Genomic DNA, 13,453 nt, shown 5'->3' on the forward strand with positions numbered 1-13,453 from the left:
CAGCTATCCAGAACAAGGAATTGAAACAGTCAACTATGTGAATATACCTGAAGACCGTCCGATTGATTTCAGGCTGACTTCAGCAGGTACGATGCAAAGCTTCTGGATTCCTGCCTTGGCGGGCCAAAAGTACACGATGGCAAAAGCTGAAACCCAGCTTTATCTCGTTGCAGACAATCCTGGATCCTATGTAGGCAAGAACACGAACTTTAATGGCCAGGGTTATGCAGGCATGGAGTTTGAGGTGCTTTCCCAGACACAAAAGGAGTTTGATCAATGGATCAAAGAAGTTAAAGAGACTGCTCCAAAAATGACTTTGGAGGAATATGAGAAGATGCTTGAGCCTTCCCACCTTGGCCGTAATACATTCTCGAATACGCACCTTGAATGGGTCGACCATTCCGATCCACATTCAAAGAACTACACGAATCCAGAAATGTATGATAGAGGACATGGGTGGCCAGGAAAGATCTTTGAGGACAAGGATAATTACAAATATAAAGAACCCACGGCGTAATCATGATTTTATTTGTTGCGATGCCACTGCTGATTGGTCTCATGAACTTTGTGATTCCGCTGCAGATTGGTGCCCGTGACGTTGCCTTCCCGCTGAATACCTCGTTATAGTGCTGTGCGTTAAGGAAGTCATTTTCCGGTACGGCTGTCTGGCCCTTCATCATCAGACCATCGATGCCGCCGCGGAAAAACATCACCACGCCAAGCAGAATATACATAATCCCAATCTTCTTGTGGTCAACCGTTGTAAACCACTCCGATCAAAGGTAATTCCATTTTTTAAAACAGGTAACCCTGCTAATGCACCAACTAATGTCAGGGCAATCCCGATTTGTGATGCGAAAATTAATGGATCACCAGTTACGAAAAATTCATCCCACTTAATGCCCACTGTTGTCACCCCCGTGTGAATCTTCAGTTTCAGATTAGCTGAATGCCCTTAGCTTCTGACTGACTGTGAGCGGCGCAGCGCTGTTCAATATTTCGTTCATCATTGGGGGTACACCTGACGCAGGATGGACATCCTACTTCCCTCTTGCCGGTAAAGAATTCAGTCCGGGCATCGGGAACGAACCTGACCCTAATTCGGACCATTTCTGCTTGAGCAGCCGAAATTTTGTCCGAACCTGACCAGACTTCGGACAAGTTCCGCTTGAGCTGCCGGGATTTTGTCCGAACCTAACCTGACTTCGGACAACTTCCGCTTGAACGGCTAGGACTTTATCCGAAGGTTATCTTGTTTTAAAAAAGCCCTCGATTTCCTTTACACCAGAACTAAATCTTAGCCATCTCGCTTTTACGTCCTTTGATAAGGCGTAAACGGGGCAGCTTGCCTTCTTTCCGGAATAAAGAAAACATCGCGAAGTTAAATGCCGCAAGGAACAGCGAAAGTACGGCATGCTGGAATCCATGTGATACCAATGCCAAGAATCCGCTTACAAGACAATATAGACCAACAATTAAATAAAAGTACATAAGAAGTTTTCCCACTTCTCATTCCCCCACTTTTTCGTATGTATTTTTTATATTAACAGAATTTAATAAAAAATGTCACATAATGTTCACAATTAGCACCGATTTTTTCACGATTTACAAATCAACTATTTGCTTGACTCTTAAAACAGCCATGCTATTATGATTAGAGATGAAATAAATATCTAAATTTTACCACTAGGGGTGCCTTTGATTTAAAGGCTGAGATTAAAGTGAGACTTTGAGACCCTTGGAACCTGATCTGGTTTACACCAGCGTAGGAAAGTGGACTTTGGGACATTTTTTGTTGTGCCAATAAAACCACTTTCTTTGAAAGTGGTTTTTTTTATTGGGTTAAAAAGGATGAGGAGGAACATTAAATGACAAAATTCACTGAAGAATTAAGAAACCAAGCAGAGCCAATATGGCAGGCAAATTTTGACCACCCTTTTATTAAGGGAATCGCTAATGGTAATTTAGCATTGGATTCCTTCCGCTATTATGTATTGCAGGATTCTTATTATCTTTCCCATTTTGCCAGGATACAGGCAATTGGAGCGGCGAGAGCATCTGATTTGTTCACCACTTCCAGAATGGCAGCTCATTCAATGGGAACTTATGAGGCTGAGCTTGGTTTGCATGAAAATTTCCTAAAGCAACTGAAATTAACAAAACAGGAATTAGAAGAGTTCGTCCCTTCTCCCACTGCCTATGCTTACACATCACATCTTTATCGAGTTGCTGCTTCTGGAAGCCTTGCTGAAATCATCGCAGCGATCCTTCCATGCTACTGGATTTACTATGAAATTGGAGAATTGTTAAAGGAATCCACACCAAATGTCCCAATATATCAAGAATGGATTAATGCATATGGCGGAGAATGGTTCAGAGAATTGGTAAATGAGCAATTAAGCAGATTAAATGTACTTGCATTGGAAGCGCCAAAATCGGAACAAGAAAAGATGAAACAGCATTTTATCATCAGCAGCCAGTATGAATTCATGTTCTGGGACATGGCCTATAATCAAGAAAAGTGGCCTGTTACACATTAAAAGTTTGCATATAAAAACAACGGGTTTCTTGCCCGTTGTTTTTAATCAATAATGGAACAGCGTGCATCACTTTTTTACCTAAAAAGACGGCTTCGACAACGAACAATTCCCCACTAGAGGCTGCAACCTTGGTTCATAGTAGCTTAAATTGGCGAGAAAGTAACATGTCTCTGGAAAGTGATGCTCGAGGAAGCGCAGATTGGATTTATTCAAAATCGTATTTCCTTTGTACTTCTCCACCATATTTTTAATGAACTCATTCATTTCCAGCGTCGTCTTTCCTACTTCATAAATGAATTCCTGCTGGCGAGCAAATCCAGGCTGTTTAACCCGTAAATAATTCTTCAAATGATGATTTTGGACAATATATAGCTGAAATCTGCGTTTGTATTCTTGTGCGACTGTGTTGGCTCCTACTTCGATCGGGTCAAGTAAATTTTCAAAAAGCACAGCATGACCGAGCTGGTCTTCAAGCCAAAGGTCCATTATCTCTGTAACTGACAACCGTAATGGTTCCTGTCCCTGAACTAGATAGCTCAATATGCGTAAATATTCCTGGTTTTCACTTAAGGTACCATTTAAATAGGTAGGCGACAGGCTTAAATTTACTTTGTTATCTATCCTCAATGATTGCAGTGTACCTTCAAAATCATAATAGTTTTTAGCAACCTTCCACGCTTTTCTGGAAAAATCGATCATTTGACGGTCCTGGTGGCCAGCTTGCCGCGGTATCGAATGCAATTCAGCTAATAGGTTATCATATAGCACAATGAATTGCTGTGCTATTTCCACATATCCCTTTTCACTCACTGACAACCCATCCCTGACAAAATAGGCGTGATCCTGCAGCATTTCAAGCCAAAATGAATGTTCATCCCAAAGAGAAATCATCTCTTACCCCTCCTTTTCCTACTTATACTTACTGCTCAAGAAAGAAAGAAATGATGACCTCAAGAAATTTTTAATACTTTTAGCCTGATATGAAATACTAAGAAAAACAATCCATATTCTCTCCCAAAAGGTGTTGCTAATGAAAAATCTAAAACTTTACATATTTTTAATGGCTGTCCTGCCCTGGTTGTCGCTGCCCCTTCTTGGTAAACAGACATTCAGAAAGTTCCTGCCAGGTACGTTGTTCATGGGAATTTATCTAATGTTTGAAGGAAGGTTAGCTGAAAAGAGAAAATGGTGGTGGTTTCCATTTAAAATTAAACCAAACGTATTGGGTGAAATGCCTTTAATATGGGGTCCGTTTTTTATAGGTTCCTTTTGGATCATGAAATACACCTATAAAAAATTCAATCTGTATTTATTGGTCAATATCCTGATTGACTCACTATTTACTTACTACTGCCTGGACATATTCAAGAAATTTGGCTATGTTTCATTGGTCCGCCTTACAAAATTCCAGTTATCAATAGTATTTTTATTCAAAACCTTAGTTCTATATGGATTCCAGGTATTTTATGACAAAGTAATTCGGGGACATTCAGACAGCACCCATCAATAATAATTTTTGAAATGAACATAATAATGATTAGATAAATCCAAGGAAAGGGAGTTGAATGGAATGGCGAGACAAGGTATGCACAACAGGGATCAAACAAGAGAACAGACAGAAAAGCATGATAAAAGAAATGATATTGAGCTGGGCGCTGAGTTCCAGGTCGGAAATTCCAAATCGCAAAGCCAGAAAAAAAGCGGTAAACAAGTGAATAAAAAGTAACAGGAAGACGCCCATTAACCCGGGCGTCTTTTCTTCTTTACTAAGGATCTTAAAAGTAAACGGTCTCTTATCTCCCTTCTAAGAAGGAACATAATACCAAATATCTTTTTCAAATTTAAGTTTTAGAATAGTATACACGGGGAACGAACGTAATAAGAATGATATGGGAGGTGCTGAAGGTGAGCTTATTGTACAGCAAGGCAATGGAAGCTTTTAAAAAGGATGCAAAGCGTCAGTCTGAGTTTCAAAAGAAATCAAAAAACAAGGCGAAATAGCTATTCCGCCTTACGTTTGTACATTCATCTTCTTGTCATCCTACCATTGAGGATGATTTTTTTTGCCCATTTCTACTTTGGACTTAAGGAATCAATCTAGCTTTTCAAATTCGTATTGCTGTTAATTGCAAAGAGAATCACGCCGATAATTGCCGCAAAAACGAAAGTTGAAAACAGCAGAAAGACTGGAATTTCACCTTGAGGAAAAGCAATATTGTTAAAGTTAGCAAAAAACAGAATACCTAGTATGTATAGAAAATGAATTAAGATCGAAATCGACATGGCAGGTTTTAAAACGTTCAAAATATCACTCCTGTAAAATCTTTTCCTTTTCTTATTCCATTTTATGTAACAAAAATCCTCTTTTTCCATCAATTTTCTTCTTTAATTCGCAAACTAAAAAAAAGAACGAAACCATGTGGATTTCGTTCTAATCTTTATAAATTCTCGATAAAAACCCTGATGACATCAGCGCCGCCTATGAAGGTTCCAAGTGAACTTCCTAGATTGGCAAGTACGACGATCAGCAACACTCGGCTGACTTTGTTTCGCCAAAATCCTTTTAAACTAAAAACATCTTCAGATAGTGTCTCAAAGTCCTTAACACTTGGCCTGCGGATATAAGCCTGTGTTAAACCGGCAAACCAGCCTGCAGCAAGCAAAGGATTTAAGGAAGTGATCGGTGCCGCTATAAAAGCTGTCAAAATGGTTAGTGGATGCCCCATTGCGATGGCAGCTCCAAGTGCGGAAAGGCTGCCGTTCCATAAGATCCAGCTGACTGTTTGGCCAAATCCGGCTGAAGGGTTAGCCAAAAAAGTATAAACGATAATAGCTAGGATCAATACAGGAATGCTCCAGGCAATGACTTTTGGCCAATTGGATTTCGGCGGAATCGCTCTTAGTTGTTTCAAATCATGATCTTTTTTGATCTCTTCTTTGATTCCCGGTACGTGTGCAGCTCCCAGAACAGCGACAATTTTTTCTCCAGGTGCGTACTTGATTTTCTGAGCTAAATATTGGTCACGCTCGTCGATCAATGGCTTTTTCAACCTCGGGAATGTCTCAGTGAACTCATTCAGCATCGCATTAATCGTATCCTGTTCCTTCAGCTTTTCCAGCTCTTCTTCCGAGATGCTATCCCGGCTGAAGATGCTTGTAATGATCTGGCTGAGTAGTATTGCCTTTCCTTTCAAGCCAAGATTTCCCCAAATCCTTGAAAAAGTAATCTGTATATTTCGATCTGCCAAGACAAGTTCAGCTCCGACTTCCTTCGCGGATTCAATCCCCTGGATCATCTCCTGGCCTGCTTTGATTCCAAGTTCCTTCGCCATCCGATTTTGGAAAGACGAAATAGCGAGGTTCATCAATAATAAAGAAGCCCGTTTTTCTTTGATGACCTGGATGATATCCATCTCCTGCCATTTTGAACCTTCAGAGATTGTCTTGTAGCGCTGCTCATCCAATTCAACACATACAGAATCTGGCCTCTCAGCTTCTATTACTTCCTTAACCTGCTCCGCGCTGTGCTTGGAGACATGTGCAGTTCCAATCAATATGTATTCCTTGCCATTCATTTCAATTCTCGTTATATTTTCCTCGCCCATAGATACCTTCCTTTTACTAGACCCATGCAAGCCAACTTTATATAGATAGTTTATGATTCATTCTACCATTATAACATGAACAATAGTCTGAAATATAAATATTATTTACCAACGTGCCAATCCTCCTAACAGATCACCATTCGAGCATTTTGCGTAAATTGAAAAAGACCGCAAAGCAGCCACTTTATGACTCCTGTGCGGTCCACTATTGAAATTTATTTTGAATAGCTTGTTTTCATTGAGGATGATTTCCTGTTATTCATCATTTTTTTTACAATAGGATATAGAACTGGTCCCCATTTAAGCGCTGTTTTGATTAATTTTTTCATGTGTCATCCCTCCTCATGTCTTAGTACTTATATACCCAGACTAAATGAGGGACAATCCTGCATGATTTTGGTAATCTTCGATTTTATTTATCAGGAGAAAGTTCGTTTTCGGTTACCCACTGATGGTTCGTTACTTTTTCAGAACCATCTGTTGGCGTAAAATCGACCATGTATACTGTCATTTCTTCAGCTGAATCAATAACCGCTTTTGCTCCTTTCATTCCTTCCATATGCTTGGTGTTGATTGTAGCTTCATCACCCGGTTTTAATGGTTCGTCTCCGGCATCAAGCAATTCTTCGTGGATTACCCACTTATGTTGCTCAACGCGATCTCCTCCATTTGTCGGATCATAGGATAAGGAATAGATAACAGTATCATATGCACCAACGATCATCGCTTCTGCTCCATCCATGCCTGGCATGTGGTCATCCGTGATGATGGCCTTGCTGCCAACTTTGTATGTTGGAGCCGAGGCTTCCTGCAGACCTTGTGGTAATTCACCTGATCCTGAATGCTCCATATTGGCATGGCTGTTGTGATCTTCAGTGTTGGATTTTTCTTCATCTCCAGAGCATGCTGTTAAAAAAAGTGCAGTAGTAATTGATAACATTACCATTACTAACCTACTGTTAAGTTTCATACTTACGATCCCTCCTATTTAATAAAAAATTTATATCATGAATTTATGCAGATTTTATCGAGCAGCTAACCGAATATTTTAGGGGAATTAATAGCTAATTTTCAAAAAGTTTTAATCACCTTAAAAATAGGTAAATCCCTTTTATAACATCAAAGTAGGGAGAGTTTATGACAACAAGATTAATAAAAGTAATCATTCTATTTATTATTTTTTCATCCATCAACGTAACACCGGCAAAAGCGGCAACTGATCGACAGGTCATTCTTATTTCTTTTGACGGTATGCGCAATGATCTCACACAGAGTTATGTAAAAGACGGCAAACTGCCTAATATAAAGAATGTTATCGAAAAGGGAACTTCCGCCAAATATGCAAAAACGGTAAGCCCGTCCCTTACTGCCCCTTCACACGCAGCTATCGCGACCGGCGCAACTCCACTTAAAACTTCAATTGTCAGCAATGCCTGGCAGCAGAAAGATGCAGCATTGACAAATCAGAAAAATGCCTTCTTAAGTGAATTTGAGGTAGACCCCCTTTGGGTCGCAGCAAGAAAGCAAGGAAAAACTACGGCAACAGTCGCTTTTGCCGGGGCAAATCCTTCCACTGGCAAGCAGGCGGACTATACGATTTATTATGGAGATACATGGTCCCCCAGCAAACAGGAAAAGCTCAAATTTTCAGAGGCATCAGGCTGGAGCAACACACCGAAAAGCTTTAGTCCATTGATGGAAACATCTTTCAAGATTAAGGTGGAGGACAGTAAAAACAAAGAAATCTATGTGTTTGCGTACGATTCAAGCAACGATGAGACAAAAAATTACGACAAATTTATCGTCTCTGACAATAAAAAGATTGATAAAAAAGGAGTAAGTCCAAAAGAATGGGGATCTGTCAGCCTTGAGTTAAATGAGAACAAGCCAGCTGGTTTCTCGTTCAAGTTCACTTCAACTGACTCAGCATTGGAAAAGGAAGCTGTTATGTACCGTTCAGCAGTGACGTCAGGTTTAATTGACGGACCGGAAGGATTTCCAGAACAGGTTAGGGACCGCTTTGGCTTTTTCCCGCCTCAGGATGATGACATCGCGCTTGAGAAGGGCTGGATTTCCAGGAAAGAATATGAGGAAATTTCGGAGAGGTTCGTAAATTGGGTAACAGATGTATCCCTTTTTATCAAAAATGAGTACCAGCCGGATTTGTTAATGTTTTACGCGCCGCAAATTGACCATCAGGAGCATAATTACTTGCTGACAGATCCAAGGCAGCCAGAATATACTCCTGAAAAATCTAAGAAATTCATGGATTATATACAATGGTCGTATAAAGTTGCTGACAGTGTCGTCGGCAAAACAGTCGAATCACTGGACGGGAACGACCATCTCTTCATTGTTTCCGACCATGGCATGGAACCGGCCCATTCTGCATTAGAGCCCAATAAGGTTTTAAAAGACAATGGACTTCTTGAATTGGATTCCGACGGAAAGATTGATTACAAGAAATCAAAAGCGATCGCAATTCCAAGCGGGTCGGCAGCACACGTATACATCAACCTGAAATCGAGAGAAAAGCATGGAATAGTTCCAGAGGAAGATTATGAACAAGTCCGGAATGAAATCATCCAGGCCTTCAAAGGGATCAAGGTAAACAGGAATGAAAACGGTCCTGTCATCAGGCATCAACTGAAAGAGATAGTGAAAAGCACCCTGAACTTCTCATTTAACGGTGTAAAAGAGAATACAAAAGATTTATTTGGTTATCTTGTTAACGCCGATGTCCCCCCCTACCAGGATATTAAAAAGATATCCCAAAACAAAAAATCGGAGGAGCGTAATGCAGGCGATATTTTATTGATGGCTGCTCCTGGTTATATAATGGGCCAGGGGGAATCGAAAATCTTAAAATCAACACCCGAGTTAGGTACACATGGCGGGAATCCGAATCGCGAGCAGCTGCGTGCCGTGTTTATGGCAATGGGACCTGACATCCGTCGAGGAAAACAGATTAAGCCAATTTCTAATCTTGATATAGCACCAACTATTTATGAATTACTTGGACTGCAAACTCCCGAATATGTAGAGGGTAAAAGAATCCAAAACCTAACAGAATAATGTTTAAAAGCGAATCAAGAATTACTTGGTTCGCATTTTTGAGTCCATATTCTCCAGGGCCCCTATATCACCCGCAATAACATCCATACATACCTAAACATATCAATGGATATTTTAAGTATGAGGTGATTGATATGGATTTACAACGTGTAAAAGAAATACTGGCCGCGGAAAATGAAATATCTGTACATTACCATGGAGCCCCTATCTGGATTGAAAGCATCGATTCTACTTCTAGCATGGCGGTCATTTCACCAAGAGGAACACATGAAGAAAGACAGCTTGTCTCTATTGATGGTTTGGATGAAAAATGAGGAAGGCTCCCCACTTGGAGAGCCTTTTTCCTTTTACCTTGTTATTTGTTTGAAGGGCTCAGTCAAGAGTTACTCTTTCCTGGCCTGTGTATACATTTAGGGAATCTTTACGGACAAAGCCGATTGTTGTTATGCCCAGATCCTCTGCAAGCTTTAAGGCTAGGTCCGTTGGTGCTGATTTTGATAATACAATTTCACAGCCAATCTTGGACGCCTTCAAAAGGATTTCCGCTGATATTCTGCCGCTGAAGGCGAGAACTTTGTCTGCAAGCGTTATGCTGTTTTTCAGGCAGTGCCCATAGATTTTATCAAGAGCATTATGCCTGCCAATATCCATGCGTGAAACCACAACCCTGCCAGCCTGGCAAAGTGCCGCATTATGGACTCCACCCGTGTTTTTAAACACAGTTGATGTTTCCTGCATTTCGTTCATCAGTGAAAAACAGTCCCGTGATGAAATTTTCACCCGTACCCTGTCCATTTTTTTCGCAGTCAGAGCATCGTTTATAAAGACAAATCCCTGCCTTCCAGCACCGCAACATGATGTAATGTATCTTTTGCCCTGGAAATTCAGGTAATAAGGATTAACCTTCTTTGTTTTAACATGTGCTGTGCCTGTCTTTCCTTCTATCCATAAATCTTCTAATTCATCGTACTTCCGGATTACCCCTTCTGATGCCAAAAAACCAGTGACAAGATCATCAATATAATCCGGCGAGCAAACCAGAGTGGCAAACTCTGTTCCATTGATTTTTATGGTTACAGGATGTTCTGTAACGACAATGTCTTCAACTCGTTCTGCAAGCCCGTTGCCATAGCGGATGATTTCCCGTTTCACTTCAATTGGTTCCAGCGCTTTGCCACCTCGTTTCATCTGATTTGCACATGACTATGTTCCTTAATTTATCCAGATGGCTTTCTTTAGAAATCAGTACGCCCAGTCACCTAAAGGGGGCACTTTTCGGTCCTCTCTGCAGCTATCACATACATGAAGCTTTACCGCTTGAAATATTTCTTCCTGATTTTCTACAAACCCTTCTTTCCTTCCGCAAACTTCACATATTCTCATATACGTCACCTCTTTAATTAGTCGCAAATCAGGTCAAATCCGGCTTCACGCACTGCCTGCTCAAAGTCAGCCGAAGATGACATCCTTTCATCGAACATGATCGAAATGGTTTTGTGCTGTGCGCTTGCTTCAGCCTGGGAAATTCCCCAGACGTTCAGCATTGCCTGGGTGAGTTTCTCGGCTTCTTCTGTCGTATATAAATTGCTGATTTTAAAGGTTTCTTCCCGCACAATGATCCCTCCCTACTCTCGCTTTTCCCTGCTCCTCAGGAAGGCTTCGCCCATTCCCTCCATAAAATCAACCATCGTGGTCATCGCAGCCCGGATCTCCGGACTGCGAAGCCTGATTCTCATTTTCCAGATACTTTGCTTCTTTCCTTTTTCTCCGGTTTGGGACATTCTTTTCAAGCCAAGAGTAACGCCATTCAAAAGAGTCTCAAGCTGGGAAGGCTGCAATCCGCCAAGAAACTTGAATAACCCAAAACCGCTTTTGATGACATTATGGACAGCGGGCTGGTTGACCTGCTGCATGGCAATGACACCCACCTCGTTGCGTTGCTTCAACAAGGACCCGGCTGTCTCGAACACTTTCACGTCATGGAGTTCTTTTGCCAGGTCGATCATTGAGAGTACCGCTTCCTTATTGTCAGCAAGTGCTTTTAAGATTTCTTCAACAGCCTGGGATCGTTCTTCTGTTTCGTTCGGAACCTGCCTGCTAATTTGCCTGATCGCTTTCGCCATAATACCCCTCCTTAATATCATCCATTTCGGAAATTGGAATATAGTCAGACCGCTGCCACTTTTCCTCAACCTTCACGCTGATTTGAGGGATTCTGTTCCCATAGCGATGGTTATGTTTAGGCAGTGGAGGCTCTCCGGAAGTTTCGAGTATTTCCATCTTTACTCCCATTTCCTTATAGGCTGGAGTATGGGTAATGAGATCGTGATAACTGCTTGTCAGCCTGTTCACAGCCTCGGTATCCTCTGAAGTATTCATCGGCAAATACAACTCATGGCCCTTTACCCTGTCGGTCACAATCACACGGACTTCAACCTTGCCATATGGGGAAGTCAGTCCGACAAGCGCTCCATCCTCGAGATTTCGTTCAGCTGCAAGCTCAGGTGAGATCTCGAGCCATACATCAGGAACCTTATGAACAAGACCCTCTGTTCTGTGTGTCATATTTCCCTCATGGAAATGCTCCAATATCCTACCATTGTTTAAATGCAGATCGAATTCCTTGCCTGGGTCGAACGGAACGGTCCACTCAACAGGCACAAGTCTCGCCTTTCCATCAGGGAATCCAAATTTATCTGTATATAAAAGCGGAGTGTCTGTTCCATCCGCTTTTACCGGCCAGACAAGCGACTCCCACTCTTCTAGCCGCTCATAACTTACACCAGCAAACATATGTGCGAGCTTTGCTGCCTCGTCCATGATTTCTGAAGGATGCTGATAATTCCAGTCAGCACCAAGCCGGTTCGCTAATTCCTGAAAAATCAGCCAGTCAGGCTTGGAATCTCCCAGGGGCTCAAAGACCTTGTAGAATCTTTGAATCCGCCTTTCGGTATTTGTAAAAGTTCCGTCCTTTTCAAGACTAGGGGCTGCCGGTAAAACAACATCCGCAAATTGTGCTGTTTTACTGAAGAAAATATCCTGGACAACAAAGAAATCCAGTTTTTCAAAGGTTGAATGGACATAGTTGGAGTTTGCATCCACGATGGCCATATCCTCGCCGAACAGATAAAGAGCTTTCATTTTGCCTTTATTGATGGCTTCAACCATATGGTGGTTGTCATAGCCAGGATTATCCGGAAGGTCCACTCCCCAAGCTTCCTTATACTTTGCCCTGACTGCTTCATCATTCACAGGCTCATAACCAGGCATCCATGGCGGAAGCGTTCCAAAATCACAGGCTCCCTGGACATTATTATGACCGCGTAACGGGTAAGCGCCTGTACCAGTACGCCCATAGTTTCCGGTTACGAGCAGCAAGTTCGAAATGGCAGTGCTTGTATCAGATGCACCCATATGCTGGGTAACGCCCATTGCCCACAGGATACAGACAGATTTAGATTCCTTGATCATTTCCGCAAGTCGCAGCAGTTCCTCCATGGTGAGACCTGATTTCTCAACAGCATACTCAAGGGTATATTTTTCAAGAGAAGCCTTGAATTCTTCCACTCCATTTACACGTTCGGCGAGGAAATTCGCATCCTCCCAGCCCTGGTCAAAAAAATATTTCGCAATGGCGCTCAGCCAGATGATATCGCTACCCGGTTTTGGATGGAGATGGACATCTGCCCTTTGTGCCAGTTCATTCTCCCTTAAATCCACAACGACGAGTTTTTGCCCATGGAGTTTGTGGGCACGCTTAATCCTTGTGGCCAAAACAGGGTGAGACTCGGCTGGATTTGCGCCGACCACAATTACAAGTTCCGACGCCATAATATCCTCCATCGTACCCGAATCTCCACCAAGTCCTACAGTCCTCATCAATCCAGTAGTCGCGGGAGACTGGCAGTACCTGGAACTGTTGTCGACATGATTGGTTCCCATGATTGCACTTGCGAATTTTTGGAACAGGAAGTTTACTTCATTCGAGCATTTCGATGATGCGATATAGCCTATAGCATCCGGACCATTTTCTTCCTTGATTTCGGAAAGCTTTTCAGCTATTACTGATAGGGCTTCATCCCAGGTGGCCTGGACAAATTCATTCCCTTTACGGATCAGCGGTTTTGTCAGGCGCTCTTCACTGTTAACAAAATCCCAGCCCCATTTCCCTTTTACACAGGTAGAAATACCATTGACCGGTGCCTCTGTTTTCGTCTGGATTTTCAGGATTTC

At 42.0% G+C, this 13,453-nt stretch carries 14 protein-coding genes, 3 pseudogenes and 1 riboswitch; of the genes and pseudogenes, 7 read left to right on the forward strand and 10 right to left on the reverse strand.

What is annotated here, in order from left to right:
* A pseudogene (locus ACH0QE_RS01700) lies at positions 1-517 on the forward strand (cytochrome aa3 quinol oxidase subunit II); the annotation flags it as partial.
* Positions 505-624, forward strand: a pseudogene (locus tag ACH0QE_RS01705) (cbb3-type cytochrome c oxidase subunit I); the annotation flags it as partial. The pseudogenes ACH0QE_RS01700 and ACH0QE_RS01705, both read left to right, overlap by 13 nt.
* Here ACH0QE_RS01705 and ACH0QE_RS01710 read toward each other — a convergent pair.
* Positions 609-907 (reverse strand): annotated as a pseudogene (locus ACH0QE_RS01710) (cytochrome ubiquinol oxidase subunit I); the annotation flags it as partial. The pseudogenes ACH0QE_RS01705 and ACH0QE_RS01710 sit on opposite strands and share 16 nt — an antisense overlap.
* Positions 908-1,290: 383 nt before the next feature.
* A complete protein-coding gene (locus ACH0QE_RS01715) occupies positions 1,291-1,506 on the reverse strand; it encodes a hypothetical protein (RefSeq protein WP_415799016.1) in 216 nt (71 codons plus the stop codon).
* A gap of 172 nt (positions 1,507-1,678) precedes the next feature.
* Positions 1,679-1,789: riboswitch (TPP riboswitch) on the forward strand.
* A gap of 79 nt (positions 1,790-1,868) precedes the next feature.
* Between ACH0QE_RS01715 and tenA the strand changes: the two genes are divergently transcribed.
* The gene (gene tenA, locus ACH0QE_RS01720; protein ID WP_415799017.1) at positions 1,869-2,540 is read left to right on the forward strand and encodes a thiaminase II; all 672 of its coding nucleotides are present in this window, start codon (positions 1,869-1,871) and stop codon (positions 2,538-2,540) included.
* A gap of 78 nt (positions 2,541-2,618) precedes the next feature.
* Here tenA and ACH0QE_RS01725 read toward each other — a convergent pair whose 3' ends face one another.
* Positions 2,619-3,431, reverse strand: coding sequence for a DUF2935 domain-containing protein (locus ACH0QE_RS01725; RefSeq protein WP_415799018.1), 813 nt, complete (start codon positions 3,429-3,431; stop codon positions 2,619-2,621).
* Positions 3,432-3,570: 139 nt separating this feature from the next.
* Here ACH0QE_RS01725 and ACH0QE_RS01730 point away from each other — a divergent pair, with 139 nt between their 5' ends.
* Both ACH0QE_RS01730 and ACH0QE_RS01735 read left to right on the forward strand, forming a co-directional pair.
* Positions 3,571-4,050 carry a hypothetical protein gene (locus ACH0QE_RS01730; protein WP_415799019.1) on the forward strand — a complete coding sequence of 160 codons (480 nt, stop codon included), beginning with the start codon at positions 3,571-3,573 and terminating at the stop codon, positions 4,048-4,050.
* Positions 4,051-4,110: 60 nt separating this feature from the next.
* Positions 4,111-4,266 (forward strand): hypothetical protein, encoded by a 156-nt coding sequence (locus ACH0QE_RS01735; RefSeq protein ID WP_170029969.1) that lies wholly within the window; start codon positions 4,111-4,113, stop codon positions 4,264-4,266.
* Positions 4,267-4,637: 371 nt separating this feature from the next.
* Here ACH0QE_RS01735 and ACH0QE_RS01740 read toward each other — a convergent pair whose 3' ends face one another.
* From ACH0QE_RS01740 to ACH0QE_RS01750, 3 genes are all read right to left on the reverse strand, one after another.
* Positions 4,638-4,844, reverse strand: a complete 207-nt coding sequence (locus ACH0QE_RS01740) for a hypothetical protein (RefSeq protein WP_415799020.1) — start codon at positions 4,842-4,844, stop codon at positions 4,638-4,640.
* 134 nt (positions 4,845-4,978) lie between these two features.
* The gene (locus ACH0QE_RS01745; protein ID WP_415799021.1) at positions 4,979-6,145 is read right to left on the reverse strand and encodes a TraB/GumN family protein; all 1,167 of its coding nucleotides are present in this window, start codon (positions 6,143-6,145) and stop codon (positions 4,979-4,981) included.
* Between the two features lie 412 nt (positions 6,146-6,557).
* Positions 6,558-7,115, reverse strand: coding sequence for a YdhK family protein (locus tag ACH0QE_RS01750; protein WP_415799022.1), 558 nt, complete (start codon positions 7,113-7,115; stop codon positions 6,558-6,560).
* Positions 7,116-7,282: 167 nt separating this feature from the next.
* On the opposite strand from ACH0QE_RS01750, the gene ACH0QE_RS01755 reads away from it, so the two are divergent.
* Entirely contained in the window at positions 7,283-9,220 is a 1,938-nt protein-coding gene (locus ACH0QE_RS01755) for an alkaline phosphatase family protein (RefSeq protein WP_415799023.1), read from the forward strand.
* Positions 9,221-9,354: 134 nt separating this feature from the next.
* The gene (locus ACH0QE_RS01760) at positions 9,355-9,534 is read left to right on the forward strand and encodes an H-type small acid-soluble spore protein (RefSeq protein WP_415799024.1); all 180 of its coding nucleotides are present in this window, start codon (positions 9,355-9,357) and stop codon (positions 9,532-9,534) included.
* A 58-nt stretch (positions 9,535-9,592) separates the two neighbouring features.
* Here the strand turns inward: ACH0QE_RS01760 and fdhD are convergent, their stop codons facing one another.
* From fdhD to fdhF, 4 genes are all read right to left on the reverse strand, one after another.
* Entirely contained in the window at positions 9,593-10,387 is a 795-nt protein-coding gene (gene fdhD, locus ACH0QE_RS01765; RefSeq protein ID WP_415799028.1) for a formate dehydrogenase accessory sulfurtransferase FdhD, read from the reverse strand.
* A gap of 233 nt (positions 10,388-10,620) precedes the next feature.
* The gene (locus ACH0QE_RS01770) at positions 10,621-10,833 is read right to left on the reverse strand and encodes a heavy-metal-associated domain-containing protein (protein ID WP_415799025.1); all 213 of its coding nucleotides are present in this window, start codon (positions 10,831-10,833) and stop codon (positions 10,621-10,623) included.
* 12 nt (positions 10,834-10,845) lie between these two features.
* The gene (locus ACH0QE_RS01775) at positions 10,846-11,343 is read right to left on the reverse strand and encodes a DUF1641 domain-containing protein (RefSeq protein ID WP_415799026.1); all 498 of its coding nucleotides are present in this window, start codon (positions 11,341-11,343) and stop codon (positions 10,846-10,848) included.
* The coding region (fdhF, locus tag ACH0QE_RS01780) for a formate dehydrogenase subunit alpha (protein WP_415799027.1) at positions 11,318-13,453 on the reverse strand (2,136 nt) is incomplete at its 5' end. The genes ACH0QE_RS01775 and fdhF, both read right to left, overlap by 26 nt.

Origin of the sequence: Mesobacillus sp. (assembly GCF_047739415.1) — a bacterium.
Lineage (GTDB): Bacteria > Bacillota > Bacilli > Bacillales > Cytobacillaceae > Mesobacillus.